The sequence below is a fragment of the Actinokineospora spheciospongiae genome (assembly GCF_003182415.1).
Lineage (GTDB): Bacteria > Actinomycetota > Actinomycetes > Mycobacteriales > Pseudonocardiaceae > Actinokineospora > Actinokineospora spheciospongiae.
Genome location: NZ_QHCP01000008.1, coordinates 263790 through 275982, shown reverse-complemented (window position 1 = coordinate 275982; position 12193 = coordinate 263790). Strand labels below are relative to the sequence as shown.

Genomic DNA, 12193 nt, shown 5'->3' with positions numbered 1-12193 from the left:
GCCCCGGGAGGACACCGAGCCATGAGGATCGCCTGCTGGCAAGCCGAGTCCCCACGGCGGGACGGTCCGGGGCTGCTGGAGCGGATCGCCCGCGCCGCCGCCGACGCCCGCGCGGCCGGGGCGGAGCTGCTGGTGACCCCCGAGATGTCCACTGTGGGCTACCCGGTGCGCGGCGACGTCGCCGAGGACCCGACCGCGGCCGTGGCGGGCATCGCCGCGGACACCGGGGTGGCGATCGTGTTCGGGTGGCCGAGGCGGGCGCACGACGGTGTGCGCAACGCCGCGACCCTGGTGTCCGGGACGGGCGAGGTCCTGGCCACCTACGACAAGGCGCACCTCTACGGCTCGGTGGACCGGTCGGTGTTCACCGCGGGTGGCGAACCGGTGGTGCGCGCCGAACTCGGCGGGCTGTCGGTCGGCCTGCTGGTCTGCTACGACGTCGAGTTCCCCGAGGCGGTGCGCGCGCACGCGCTGGCGGGCACCGAGCTGCTGGTGGTCCCGACCGCGCTGATGCGACCGTGGGAGTTCGTCGCCGAGGTGCTGGTGCCCGCGCGCGCCTTCGAGAGCCAACTGCACATCGCCTACACCAACTGGGTCGGCGCGCGCGGCGGCTTGGACTTCTGCGGCCTGACCCGCGTGGTCGGCCCGCACGGCCGCGTCACCGCCGGGGCGGGCGGTGCCGAGGAGCTGGTCGTCGCCGACGTCGACCCGGCCGAGCTCGCCGCCGCCCGCGCGACGACACCGTACCTGCGGGACCGCCGCCCCGAGCTGTACCGGGGGCTGGTCGAGGCCGCACCGACCGCAGCGGAGAACCGGCCGTGATGCCAGGCGACACCCCGATCACCATGTTCGGGCCCGACTTCCCCTTCCCCTACGACGACTGGCTGGCCCACCCGGCCGGGCTGGGCGCGCTCCCCGAGGACCGGGCGGGCACCCCCGTGGCCGTGGTGGGCGCGGGCGTGGCCGGTCTGGTCGCCGCGCACGAACTGCTGCGCCTGGGCCTGCGCCCGGTGGTGTACGAGGCGGGCGACCTGGGCGGGCGGATGCGCTCGGTGCCCTTCCCCGCCGACCCGACCCGCACCGCCGACATCGGCGCCATGCGCTTCCCCCGCTCGGCGACGGCCCTGTTCCACTACGTCGACGCCCTGGGCCTGCCCACCCGCCCGTTCCCGAACCCGCTGGCCCCTGGCACGCCGAGCACGGTGGTGCACCTGGAGGGCGTGACGCACCGGGCGAAGACCCTGGCCGACCTGCCCGCGGTGTACCGGGAGGTGGCCGACGCGTGGGCCAAGGCGCTGCACGAGCTGGCCGACCTGCCCACCATGGAGCAGGCCATCCGCCGCCGCGACACCGCCCTGATCAAGGCGCTGTGGGACCGGCTGGTGGTCCGCCTGGACGACCAGTCGTTCTACGGGTTCCTGGCGTCGGCGCCCAGCTTCGCCTCGTTCCGGCACCGGGAGCTGTTCGGCCAGGTCGGCTTCGGCGCCGGCGGCTGGGACACCGACTTCCCGAACTCCATCCTGGAGGTCCTGCGGGTCATCTACACCCACGCCGACGACGACCACGTGGGCATCACGGGCGGGGCCCAGCGCCTGCCGGACGGGCTGTGGAACCGCGTCGCCCCCGAGGCGGGCACCTCGCTGGCGCACCTGCACGGCGGCACCCCGAGGGGAGCGGTGACCGCCCTGCGCCGCACGGGCGACACCATCGCGGTCACCGACGCCTCCGGCACCACCGAGCACTACCCCGCCGTGGTCTACACCCCGCACGTGTGGACCCTGCTCAGCCGCGTCGCCTGCGACCCCGACCTGTTCCCCGCTCCACTGTGGACAGCGATCGAACGGACCCACTACATGGGCTCCTCCAAGCTGTTCGTCCTCACCGACCGCCCGTTCTGGCGCGACACCGACCCGACCACCGGCCACGACGCGATGGGCATGACCCTCACCGACCGCTGCCCCCGAGGCGTCTACCTGTTCGACGACGGCCCGGACCAGCCCGGGGTCATGTGCCTGTCCTACACCTGGAACGACGACTCCCTCAAACTGCTGTCCCTGCCCGCCGCCGAACGCCTGGAGGTCCTGCTCACCCGCCTCGCCGAGGTCTACCCCGACGTCGACATCCGCTCGCACGTCGTGGGCCCGCCGGTCGCGGTCACCTGGGAGTCCGAACCGAACTTCATGGGCGCCTTCAAGGCCAACCTCCCCGGCCACTACCGCTACCAGCGCAGGCTCTTCACCCACTTCCGCCAACACGACCTGCCCCCCACCCACCGCGGCCTGTTCCTGGCGGGCGACGACATCTCCTGGACGGCGGGCTTCGCCGAGGGAGCGGTGACGACGGCGCTGAACGCGGTGTGGGGCGTGCTGGACCACCTCGGCGGCAACACCCACCCGGACAACCCCGGCCCGGGCGACGTCTTCGACGACATCGCACCGGTGCTGCTGCCGGAACACTAGGGCCTGTGGACAACTCCCCGGGGTGTCGGAGAAGCGCGGTAGAGTCGCTTGTGCTGGTGGGGTGCCGCAGGGGTTCCGTTCGCGACCGCGCGAATCGGGTTCGTGGTCCTGGTCGGACACGGCCCGACCACCGGGGACGTCGGGCACGGAGGTGGGGCGGGTGGCGGGACTCCAGCGCAGGCTGCGGGTGGACCTGGCGGGCGCGGTGGACCAGGAGCGGCTGGACCGGCTGCGCGAACTGCTCGCCCTGTCCCCGAGGGGGAGGCTGACCGACCACGAGGACGCCTGCTTCGGCACCCGCGACACCGGGGGCGCGGCGCCGCGGTCGCTGGCCCTCTGGCGCGACGACGAGCAGTCGTGGAGCGTGAGCCTCTCCGCACCGAGGGGGTCCGAAGTGGATGGTGCGGAGCTGGACTCGTGGGCGCGCGAGGCGGAGGCCGCCGCGGTGGCGGTGGGGCTGCGCGTGGTGGGCCGCAAGGTGATCGCGCTCAGGCACGACGGGGGGAGCACCGCCGTGTCTGCGGACGGGGTGCGGGAGGCCGCGGCGATCTGGGCCCGCGCGAAGGCGCACCGCGACCGGGACCCGGAGCCCGCCACCGTCGAGGCGACCGCGCCGGGCATCAGGCGCCGCCTCAGCCTCGACGGGGCGAAGCTGCTCCTGGCCCAGCGCGACGGCCGCCCCGCCGGTTTCGCCCTGGTCGCGCCCCGCGAGCGGACGCTGGAGCTGTTCTACCTCGCCGTCGACCCCGACGCGTGGGGCAGCGGCGTGGGAACCCGCCTGCTCCGGGACGTGGAGGAGCACGCGCGGGAGGTCGGCCGCGAGGTGCTGGAGCTGTGGGTGATCGACGACAACGAACGCGCCATCGGCGTCTACGAGCGGGCGGGCTGGGTCGGCACGGACGAGGTCGAACGCGACCCGGCGTCCGGGCGGCTCGAACGGCGGTTCCTGCGACGCGTCGACTAGCGGTGGTCCTGCGCTGCCGGGTGTTCCTCGGCGACCCCGGCTGTCGGCAGGGTCAGGACCGAGGGGTGTGCCGGGTCGTGGAGGATTTCCTGGTCCGCCGGGCGGGTGGTGGTCGCGGTGGCCTGCGGTTCGCCGGTGCCGGTGTTGCGCACCAACCGCGGGTGCGCCCCGCTGCTCACCTGCAACCGCAGGCGGTGCCCGGCCCGGAACCGGTGGGCGGTGGCGACGAGGTCGACGGGGACGACGCGGGTCCCGTCGGGGTCGGCGGGCGGGTCGTCCGGGCGGAGGCGGCGCGCGCCGTCGCAGAGGTTCGTGGAGCGGCCGTTCGGGGCGACGTCGCACAGGCGCAGGACCAGGTCGGTGTGGTCGAGGGTCGAGCGCAGGTGCACCGTGGCCGTGACCGGGCCGATCACGTCGAGGTCGGCGCGCAGGGGGGCGCTGGTGAAGGTGAGCACGTCGGGGCGGGCCTCCAGGGGGCGGTTGTCCTTGGCGCCCGCCGTGCCGTCCCAGTTCTCCACCGCCCCGCCCAGGGCGGGGGTGGGGTCGGCCGGGTCGTAGCGGTAGCGGTCCGGCGGCGACTCCGGCGCGGGGTCCGTCGACAGCCCACCGCCGGGTTGCAGGTGCCAGTCGGTGGGCGGGTGGCCGGGCGGTGGCCAGTCGGGCAGGTCCCGCCACCCGCCGCCGCCGCCGACGTGCACCCGGACCGGCGCGCCGTCCGCTGGGTCGGTGCCGCGGGTCGCGGCGTCCACCCAGGCGTCGACGTCGTCGCGGTAGGCCCGGTCCACCGCGCCGCGGCCGTGGTACCAGGGGCCGACGACCAGGCGCACGCGCTTGCCCGCGGCGCGCAGGGCGGCGTGGTCGGCGAGCGTCGAGGACAGGCAGAAGTCGTGCCAGCCGGTGGCCAGGTGCACCAGGTCGGGCATCCCGGGTGCGCCCGCGCGCAGGTCGAGCCGCTCCCAGTACCCGTCGTCGCCCTCGCGGGCGAGCCACTCCCGGAACCGGGTGGAGCGGCGCCCGAGGAGGCGTTCGTCGGCTGTGCCGAGGGGCAGTTCGGCGAGCACCCGCTTCGACCGGCGCGCACCGCGGACGGAGGCGAGCATGCCGCGCAGCAGCGAGGCCCCCGGGTGGTCGGCCTGCCACTCGACGGTGTGGACGAACCCGAGCACGACCGCGCCCGCGAACACGCCACCGGGGAAGACGAGCCCGTCGCGCAGTTCCGACGGGGTGTCCTGGAGGATCGCCAGCCGCCACTCGGGGATCTCCGCCCCGGCCAGGGACCAACTGGCCCGACCGATCGCGCTGAGCCCCCAGGTGACGATGACCCCCGGGAACCACGCCTGCGCCCGCAGCCAGCCGAGTACGGCGGGCGCGTCCGCCGGGTCGTGGCCCAGTTCGTCGAACGCGCCGCCCGAGCCGTCGGTCCCGCGCGCGGCCTCGATGAGCACGTCCGCGCCCCGGCGGGCGAACCGCTTGGCCGTCGACGCCATCTGCCCGCGCCCGTAGGGAGTCCGAATCCAGACGACCACCCCGCGGCTCGGCCCGGCCGGGTGGACGTGGTCGACGAGCAGGGTGGTGCCGTCGGCGGCGACCACGGGCAGGTCCCGGTCAACGCGCACCGGGACCCCCGCCGAAGATCCGGTCCAGGTGGAGGTCGAGCACGGCCACGGCGAGGTCGGCCTCCACCTGCCCGGTGAGCACCTGGGTCATCAGGCCGTCGGCGAGCGCGGTCAACGTGGCGGCTTCCAGCACCGCGTCGCGCTCCCCCGGCACGGCGCGGATCTTCTCGGCGATGAACCCGCGCAGACCCGCACCGCCCTCGCGCAGGGACTCGGCCAGCGCGGGCTCGACCACCGCCCTGGCGAGGAACGCGGTCAACGCGGGCGCCTCGTCCCTGGCCGCCGTGCTCAGCGGCAGCAGCTCCCCCAGCAGCGCCCGGACCACGTCCCGCGCGCTCGGGTCCGGCCCGAGGGCGGTGACCGCCTCGGCGATGCGCCGCTCCACCCGGTCGCTGATCGCGCGGAACGCGAACAGCAGCATCTCGTCCTTGCCGGCGAAGTAGTGCTGCACCCGCCCCATGGACACCCCGGCCTCGGCCGCGACCTGCCGCAGGGTGACGGCGTCGAGCCCCTGCCTGGCCGCGAGCCCGCAGACCGCCGCCGCGATCTGCTCCCGCCGCTCCTGGTGGTCGACCTTCTTCGGCATCGCGCCCCCTTTCGCAATGCGAGTGTATTGCATTGCGGGCGGAGATCAACTGCGAAGGTGTTCCCCGTGCGGGCGCGGGTTCGCGCCGCGGGTGTCACACGACCCGCGGCGGAGGTGGACCAGGGTCAGTCGCGGGGCTGCTCGGCGAGGAAGCGCTCGAACTCCGCGCCCAGCTCGTCCGCGCTGGGCACCGGCTCGCCCTCGGCGATCAGCAGGTTCTGCGTGCTCTCGGCGTAGGCGTCGTACTGCTGCTCCAGCGCCTCGACCACCTGCACGACCTCCGCGGACTCGGCGACCTGGCGGGTGATCTCCGCGTCGGTCCGCTTGGCCGTCTCGCGGAGGGCGTCGGTGCCCAGGACCAGGCCGGTCGCGGCCGTCACCGCCTCCAGCAGGCCGACGGCCGCGGTGGGGTAGGTGGTCTGGGCGAGGTAGTGCGGCACGTAGGCGGCGAAGCCCAGGGCGTCGTGGCCCGCCTCCCCGAGGCGCAGTTCCAGCAGCGCCGAGAGGTTGCCCGGGACCTGCACGCGGCTGAACGGGGCCTTCTCGGCGACCAGTTCGGGCCGGGTGGCGTGGGAGATGACCGACAGCTCGCGGGTGTGCGGGACGGCCATCGGGATGCCGTGGCCGCCCACGGTCAGCCGGACCCCCCACCGCTCGACCAGGGTGCGCACGGCGGCCACGACGGCCTCCCAGCGGCGGTCCGGTTCCGGGCCGGTCAGCAGCAGGAACGGGGTGCCCGCCGCGTCGTGGACCAGGTGGACCGCCAGTTCGGGGGCGGCGTAGTCCTGCCAGTGGTCGGTGTCGAAGGTCATCGGGGGGCGGCGGGCGCGGTAGTCGATCAGGTCGTCGACGTCGAAGCGGGCGATCACCCGGTGCTCGTGGACCTCCAGGAGGTGTTCGACCAGCGTGGACCCGGCCGAACCGGCGTCCATGAAGCCGTCGAAGTGGTGCAGCAGGACCGTCCCGTCCAGGTCGGGGACGTCGGAGTCGACCTCGAACAGCTCGTCCGGGCTCTGTGCCACCTGGTACCTCCCACGCCATCACCTGCACCTGTCCTGGAAGGTCAGCGCCGCGGGGGCACCCGGTATTCCCGAGGTCGGGCGGAAGATCGGGCGGGCGTGTGGCGTGGGTGACACGGACAGGGGTGGGGTGGGGGCTTAGCCTGGGCGGGTCCGGGGTGTCGGCTCAGCGGGGAGCGTGTCGTGGCGGTCGTGGCGGTCGGTGGGCGTGAGTTGACCTACGTGCGGCGTGGGGCCGGTGAGCCGCTGCTGCTGATCCAGGGGATGGCCGGGCACCACGGGCTGTGGGGCGAGGAGTTCCTGTCCCTGCTCGCCCGGGACTTCGACGTGGTGGCGTTCGACCACCGCGGGGTCGCCGGGGGCGGGCGGGTCGACGAGCCGTTCACCGTGCGCGACCTCGCCGAGGACGCCGTGGGGGTCCTCGACGGGCTGGGCTGGGACTCGGCGCACGTGCTGGGGATCTCCCTCGGCGGGATGGTGGCCCAGGAGCTGGTCGTGGCGCACCCGCAGCGGGTGCGGTCGCTGGTCCTGGGCTGCACCTACGCCGGGCCCGACGGCGGGGCGCTCGACGGGCCGGGGCCGGTTCGGATGATGACCGCCGCCGCCACCCGCGACGTCAGCAAGTCCCTGCGGGCCGGGTACGAGGCGAACCTGTCCCCCGGGTTCCGGGCGGACGAGGCCGAGTTCGAGCGGTTCGTCGAGGCCGTGCTCTCCGAGCAGGTGCCCGCGCCGGTGATCGCCCTGCAGATGCAGGCCGCGTTGCAGCACGACTCGGTGGCGGGGCTGGCCGACGTCCGGGCCTCGACCCTGGTGGTCCACGGGACCGAGGACGAGATGATCACCCCCAAGAACGGCGACCACGTCGCGAGCTTGATCCCGGGGGCCCGGCTGGAGGTCTTCGAGGGGGTCGGGCACCTGTTCTGGTGGGAGCGGCCCGAGCGGACGGCCGAGCTGGTGCGGGAGCACGCGCTGGGCCGGTGAACCGTGACCGCCACCGGCCCAGGAGGCCGGTGGCGGTCGGTGGATCACTTCTTGCGCTGCTTCTTCTCCCGGACGCGGACCGAGATGCGGACCGGGCTGCCGGTGAAGCCGAACTGCTCGCGCAGCTTGCGCTCGATGAACCTGCGGTAGCCCGCCTCCAGGAACCCGCTGGTGAACAGCACGAACGTGGGCGGCCGGGTCTGCGCCTGGGTGGCGAAGAGGATCTTGGGCTGCTTGCCGCCGCGCACCGGGGGCGGGGTGGCGGCGATCAGGTCGGCCAGCCACGAGTTGAGCTGCCCGGTGGAGATGCGGGTGTCCCACGACTCCAGGGCGTTGCGCAGGGCCGGGGCCAGCTTGCGGACCGCCCGGCCGGTCAGCGCCGAGACGTTGACCCGCTCGGCCCACGGGACGCGGACCAGGCCCCGGTCGAGTTCCTTCTCAAGCTGGTTGCGCCGGTCCTCGTCGACCAGGTCCCACTTGTTGAAGGCGAGCACGCACGCGCGACCCGACTCCACCACCATCGTCAGCACCCGCAGGTCCTGCTCGGCGATCGGCTCCGCCGCGTCGAGCAGCACGATCGCCACCTCAGCGGACTCGATGGCGGCCTTGGTGCGCAGCGACGCGTAGTACTCGGTGCCGCTGGCGAAGTTGACCCGCTTGCGCAGGCCCGCGGTGTCGACGAAGCGCCAGAGCTGGTCGTCCAGCTCCACCAGGGAGTCCACCGGGTCCACCGTGGTGCCCGCGACCGAGTCGACCACCGAGCGGTTCTCGCCGGTCAGCCGGTTCATCAGGCTGGACTTGCCCACGTTGGGCTTGCCGACCAGGGCCACCCGACGGGGGCCGCCGACGGCGCCGAAGCGCTCCCGGGGGGTCTCCGGGAGGGCCTTGAGGATCGCGTCGAGGAGGTCGCCGGAGTTGCGGCCGTGCAGGGCGCTGACCGGGAACGGCTCGCCAAGGCCCAGGGACCACAGGGCGGCCGTGTCGGCGAGCAGGCGGTCGTCGTCGACCTTGTTGGCGACCAGGATGACCGGCTGCTTGGAGCGGCGCAGGACCTTGGCCACGGCCTCGTCGGTGGTGGTGGCCCCGACCGTGGCGTCGACCACGACGACCACCGCGTCGGCGTGCTGCATGGCGTACTCGGCCTGGGCGGCGATCGCGCCGGGCAGGCCCTCCAGGCCCGGTTCCCAGCCGCCGGTGTCCAGGACGGTGAAGCGCTTGCCCGCCCACAGCGCGTCGTAGGCGACCCGGTCGCGGGTCACGCCGGGGATGTCCTGCACCACCGCCTCCCGGCGGCCGAGGATGCGGTTGACCAGGGTGGACTTGCCCACGTTCGGTCGTCCGACGATGGCCAGGACGGGCGCGGCCACCGCGTCGTCGGCCGCGCCCTCGTCGAAGGAGTCGGCCAGGGCGGCCCAGTCGGACTCGTCGGACCAGGTGCCGTCGAGCACACCGTCTGGATCAGTCATCGTGTCGCCTTGTTCTGCTGGGACGAGGGCTGGCGCCGCTCGTCGAGTTCGCGCACCAGGTCCGCGAGGCGGCCCCGGATGGTCTCGGTGGCCCGGGTCAGGCCGGTGCGCCCCTTGCCGACCTCCAGGTCGAACGGCTCGCCGACCAGCAGGTCGACGACGGGGCGCAAGCGCCGCGGGGAGCCCGCGGGCCGGTGCGTGCCGCGGCTGGCGACCGGCAGGACGCGCGCCCCCGTGGTGCGCACCAGCCAGGCCGCGCCCTGCTCGGCGGCGGACACGTCGCCCGCCCCGCGGGTGCCCTCGGGGAAGACGCCGACCAGGCCGCCACCGCGCAGCACGCGCACGGCGGACATCAGCGGCGCCCGGTCCGGGGTGCCGCGGCGCACCGGGATCTGCCCGATGCCGCGCAGCGCCCGGCCGAGCGGGCCGCGGAACAGCTCGCTCTTGACCAGGAACACCGAGCGGCGCGGCAGCATTCCGAAGATGAGCTGCGGCTCCAGCAGGGAGCTGTGGTTGGCGACCAGCACGACCGGCCCGGTGCCCGGCACCCGGTCGCGGTGGTGCACCCGGGTGCGGAACGCCGGGCGGTGCAGGTGGCCCGCCGCGAGCCTGGCGAGGTCGTGCAGCCGGGGCAGCGCGTCGGGCGGCAGGTCCGGGGCCTGCTCGCGGCTCACCGCTCGGCCCCGCACAGGCCGCGCTCGCGCACGATCTCCAGCAGTTGGGCCAGCACGGCGTCGATGCCCAGGTCGGTGGTGTCGACCTCGACGGCGTCGACCGCGGGCCGCAGCGGGGACACCGCGCGGGTGGAGTCGAAGGTGTCGCGGCGCTGCACGTCGGCCTTGGTCGCGTCCACAGTGGAGACGCGCCCCTCGGCGGAGTCCTGCGCGGTGCGCCGGGCGGCGCGGGCGTCGGCGGAGGCGGTGAGGTAGACCTTGAGCGGGGCCTCGGGGGCGACGACGGTGCCGATGTCGCGGCCCTCGACGACGATGCCGCCCAGAGTGGCGCGGCTCTCCCCGATGATCCGCCGCTGCCGGGAGACCAGCAGGTCGCGCACCCCGGCGACCGCCGACACCGCGGACACCGCGGCGGTGACCTCGGGCCCGCGGATCTCCGCGTCGACCGGCTCGCCGCCCAGCAGCACCGCCGACCCACCCGGGTCGGTGCCGATGCCCAGGTCGACGCCCTCGGCCACGCGCAGCACGGCCACGCTGTCGGCGGGGTCCACCCCGGCGCGCAGGACGGCCAGCGTCACCACCCGGTACATCGCCCCGGTGTCGAGGTAGCCGGCCCCCAGCGCCCTGGCCAGCCCGCGGGCCACGGTGGACTTGCCGGTGCCCGAGGGTCCGTCCATGGCGACGACCCCGCGCAGTTCACCCTGTCCCACCGCTGCCACTCCCCTCGTCCGACCGGCCACTCCGACTGGCCACGCAGCGCCCCATTCTGCCTGCCCACCCGACCCGGGGGACCCCGCGCCCCTCCCAGCAGGCCGGTCACCGCCCTCCCGACCGGAGCAGACCGGAGACTTCCCGTGCGACGACGGGCATTCCCGCGGGGCGCGGCGGCGGGCGGGACACGGTGTGGTGCGCGCGGCCCAGGACCTGCCCCCAACCTGCTCAGCCACCCCGCCAACCGCCGACCCGGCCACCAGCCACGCAAACCCCACCGGCGCAGCCGCCGACCACCCTCGCAACCGCAGGCCCGGCTACGCCCCTGCCCGGGTGGGTGGATGTGTTTGGTCGGGGGTGGCGATCATGTGCAAGCCTGCCTGGGCGGTGGGGCATCCCTTCAGCCCCACCCTGTCACGCTGGGCCGCATGATCGCCGTAGGGGCCCCGGCCAAGCACATCCACCCAGCCGGGCACCCCACAAAGACCGGCGGGCAGCCGGGCGCGGCAGGCGGACCTGGACTACGACCTGCCCGCGCTGTCGGAGGTGATGGACCGGGCCGGGCGGACCACGGGGTTCCACACGCGCAACCCGTTCCCGCCCGGCGGGGTGGCGGTGACCGGCGCGGTCGTGGCGGTGCGAGCCGCGCCGGTCGCCGGGATCACGCGGTCACGCGCTCCGGGAGGGCGTGTTCGCGGGCGTGCTGGTCGAGGAGGCATTCGAGCTTGCGCCGGGTGTCGGAGTGCCTGCGCGGGATGTGCAGGAACATGCGGATCTGTTCCGGGCCGTCCAACTGCCAGGAGTGGGTGTCGAAGACCAGACGCCCGACGGTGGGATGATTGACCTCTTTGTGGCGCATTCTGGAGTCGAGCACCTCGTGGCTGTACCAGAGCGCGGCGAACTGCGGGCTCTGTTCGCACAGGGTGGTGACCACATTGTTGAAGAGCGGGTCGTCGTAGTGCCCCGCGGCGCTGATGCGGAACTGGGCGACGGCCATTCGGGCCATCAGTTCCGGTTCGGCGTAGCGCGACCAGATCTCCGGGTTGGTGAAGAAGCTGATCAATAGATTGCGGTCTTCGGGGGTGAACCCGAAGACCAGTGCGGCCGAGGCGTTGAACCCGAGCAGGTTCCACAGGCTGTCGACCACCAGCGCCGGGCTGGGCAGGCACTCGTCCACCACGTGCCGCAGGTCGACGGTCGTGCGCTCCCCCACGGCGACCGTCGGCTGCGGTGGGGTGATCCCCAGCAACTGGTACAGGTAGCGAACTTCCGACCGGTCCAGGCACAGCGCCCGGCCGATCGCCCTGGCCACCGATTCCGACACGTTGATGTCGCGACCCTGTTCGAGCCAGGTGTACCAGGACGTGCCGATGCCCGCGAGCACGGCGACCTCCTCGCGGCGCAGGCCGGGCGTGCGCCGCCTGCCCGCTGAAACGGACAATCCGAAATCAGTCGGCGATAATCGTGAACGCCGGGTCTTCAGGAAGTGCCCCAACTCTTCCCGCTGCCGACTGTTTCCCCCACTTTTTGCCATGCGACCGAGCATCACCCCCGGAACGGGTGCTTGTCAAGCCGCAGTGCATCTGGTAATCGGCCGATCACCAGGCGTATTTAAGTTTGTGCAGCAATCACAATCGGCCCAACGACCGCGCGCCGGAGCCCAGGATAAATGACTGTCCGTTCGATTTGTTATTCACGCGTCACAATCGACACACAG

General features: G+C 73.9%; 12 protein-coding genes. 4 read left to right on the top strand and 8 right to left on the bottom strand.

Annotation, left to right across the window (positions count from 1 at the left end):
- Positions 1–21: 21 nt before the first annotated feature.
- From DFQ13_RS22160 to DFQ13_RS35660, 3 genes are all read left to right on the top strand, one after another.
- Positions 22–822 carry a nitrilase-related carbon-nitrogen hydrolase gene (locus DFQ13_RS22160; RefSeq protein ID WP_035278634.1) on the top strand — a complete coding sequence of 267 codons (801 nt, stop codon included), beginning with the start codon at positions 22–24 and terminating at the stop codon, positions 820–822.
- Positions 822–2459, top strand: a complete 1638-nt coding sequence (locus DFQ13_RS22155) for a flavin monoamine oxidase family protein (RefSeq protein WP_219994588.1) — start codon at positions 822–824, stop codon at positions 2457–2459. The genes DFQ13_RS22160 and DFQ13_RS22155 overlap by 1 nt, the downstream gene beginning before the upstream one ends.
- A gap of 160 nt (positions 2460–2619) precedes the next feature.
- The gene (locus tag DFQ13_RS35660) at positions 2620–3423 is read left to right on the top strand and encodes a GNAT family N-acetyltransferase (RefSeq protein ID WP_181400104.1); all 804 of its coding nucleotides are present in this window, start codon (positions 2620–2622) and stop codon (positions 3421–3423) included.
- Here DFQ13_RS35660 and DFQ13_RS22145 read toward each other — a convergent pair.
- The 3 genes from DFQ13_RS22145 to DFQ13_RS22135 form a co-directional block, all read right to left on the bottom strand.
- A complete protein-coding gene (locus DFQ13_RS22145; RefSeq protein WP_110081176.1) occupies positions 3420–5039 on the bottom strand; it encodes a CocE/NonD family hydrolase in 1620 nt (539 codons plus the stop codon). The two genes, DFQ13_RS35660 and DFQ13_RS22145, sit on opposite strands and share 4 nt — an antisense overlap.
- Positions 5029–5625 carry a TetR/AcrR family transcriptional regulator gene (locus DFQ13_RS22140; protein WP_110081175.1) on the bottom strand — a complete coding sequence of 199 codons (597 nt, stop codon included), beginning with the start codon at positions 5623–5625 and terminating at the stop codon, positions 5029–5031. Before DFQ13_RS22140 ends, DFQ13_RS22145 begins: the two co-directional genes overlap by 11 nt.
- Positions 5626–5750: 125 nt before the next feature.
- Positions 5751–6647, bottom strand: coding sequence for a proteasome assembly chaperone family protein (locus DFQ13_RS22135; RefSeq protein WP_035278626.1), 897 nt, complete (start codon positions 6645–6647; stop codon positions 5751–5753).
- 180 nt (positions 6648–6827) lie between these two features.
- Here DFQ13_RS22135 and DFQ13_RS22130 point away from each other — a divergent pair, with 180 nt between their 5' ends.
- Positions 6828–7625 (top strand): alpha/beta fold hydrolase, encoded by a 798-nt coding sequence (locus DFQ13_RS22130; protein ID WP_052020607.1) that lies wholly within the window; start codon positions 6828–6830, stop codon positions 7623–7625.
- 44 nt (positions 7626–7669) lie between these two features.
- On the opposite strand, the gene der is transcribed toward DFQ13_RS22130, so the two are convergent.
- The 5 genes from der to DFQ13_RS22105 all read right to left on the bottom strand — a co-directional run bounded on the left by der (position 7670) and on the right by DFQ13_RS22105 (position 12010).
- Positions 7670–9091 (bottom strand): ribosome biogenesis GTPase Der, encoded by a 1422-nt coding sequence (gene der / locus DFQ13_RS22125; RefSeq protein WP_110081174.1) that lies wholly within the window; start codon positions 9089–9091, stop codon positions 7670–7672.
- Positions 9088–9765 (bottom strand): lysophospholipid acyltransferase family protein, encoded by a 678-nt coding sequence (locus DFQ13_RS22120; protein ID WP_110081209.1) that lies wholly within the window; start codon positions 9763–9765, stop codon positions 9088–9090. The genes der and DFQ13_RS22120 overlap by 4 nt, the downstream gene beginning before the upstream one ends.
- On the bottom strand, positions 9762–10442 hold the full coding sequence (gene cmk, locus DFQ13_RS22115) for a (d)CMP kinase (protein ID WP_110081208.1): 681 nt from the start codon (positions 10440–10442) through the stop codon (positions 9762–9764). Before cmk ends, DFQ13_RS22120 begins: the two co-directional genes overlap by 4 nt.
- 555 nt (positions 10443–10997) lie before the next feature.
- Positions 10998–11141 carry a hypothetical protein gene (locus DFQ13_RS34030; RefSeq protein WP_181400103.1) on the bottom strand — a complete coding sequence of 48 codons (144 nt, stop codon included), beginning with the start codon at positions 11139–11141 and terminating at the stop codon, positions 10998–11000.
- Positions 11138–12010, bottom strand: a complete 873-nt coding sequence (locus DFQ13_RS22105; RefSeq protein WP_063935874.1) for a helix-turn-helix transcriptional regulator — start codon at positions 12008–12010, stop codon at positions 11138–11140. The genes DFQ13_RS34030 and DFQ13_RS22105 overlap by 4 nt, the downstream gene beginning before the upstream one ends.
- Positions 12011–12193: the final 183 nt, after the last annotated feature.

Coding starts and splice junctions, on each gene's coding strand:
- DFQ13_RS22160 (WP_035278634.1), top strand. CDS start 22: ATGAGGATCGCCTGCTGGCAAGCCGAGTCCCCACGGCGGGACGGTCCG.
- DFQ13_RS22155 (WP_219994588.1), top strand. CDS start 822: ATGCCAGGCGACACCCCGATCACCATGTTCGGGCCCGACTTCCCCTTC.
- DFQ13_RS22140 (WP_110081175.1), bottom strand. CDS start 5,625: ATGCCGAAGAAGGTCGACCACCAGGAGCGGCGGGAGCAGATCGCGGCG.
- der (WP_110081174.1), bottom strand. CDS start 9,091: ATGACTGATCCAGACGGTGTGCTCGACGGCACCTGGTCCGACGAGTCC.
- cmk (WP_110081208.1), bottom strand. CDS start 10,442: ATGGACGGACCCTCGGGCACCGGCAAGTCCACCGTGGCCCGCGGGCTG.
- DFQ13_RS22105 (WP_063935874.1), bottom strand. CDS start 12,010: ATGGCAAAAAGTGGGGGAAACAGTCGGCAGCGGGAAGAGTTGGGGCAC.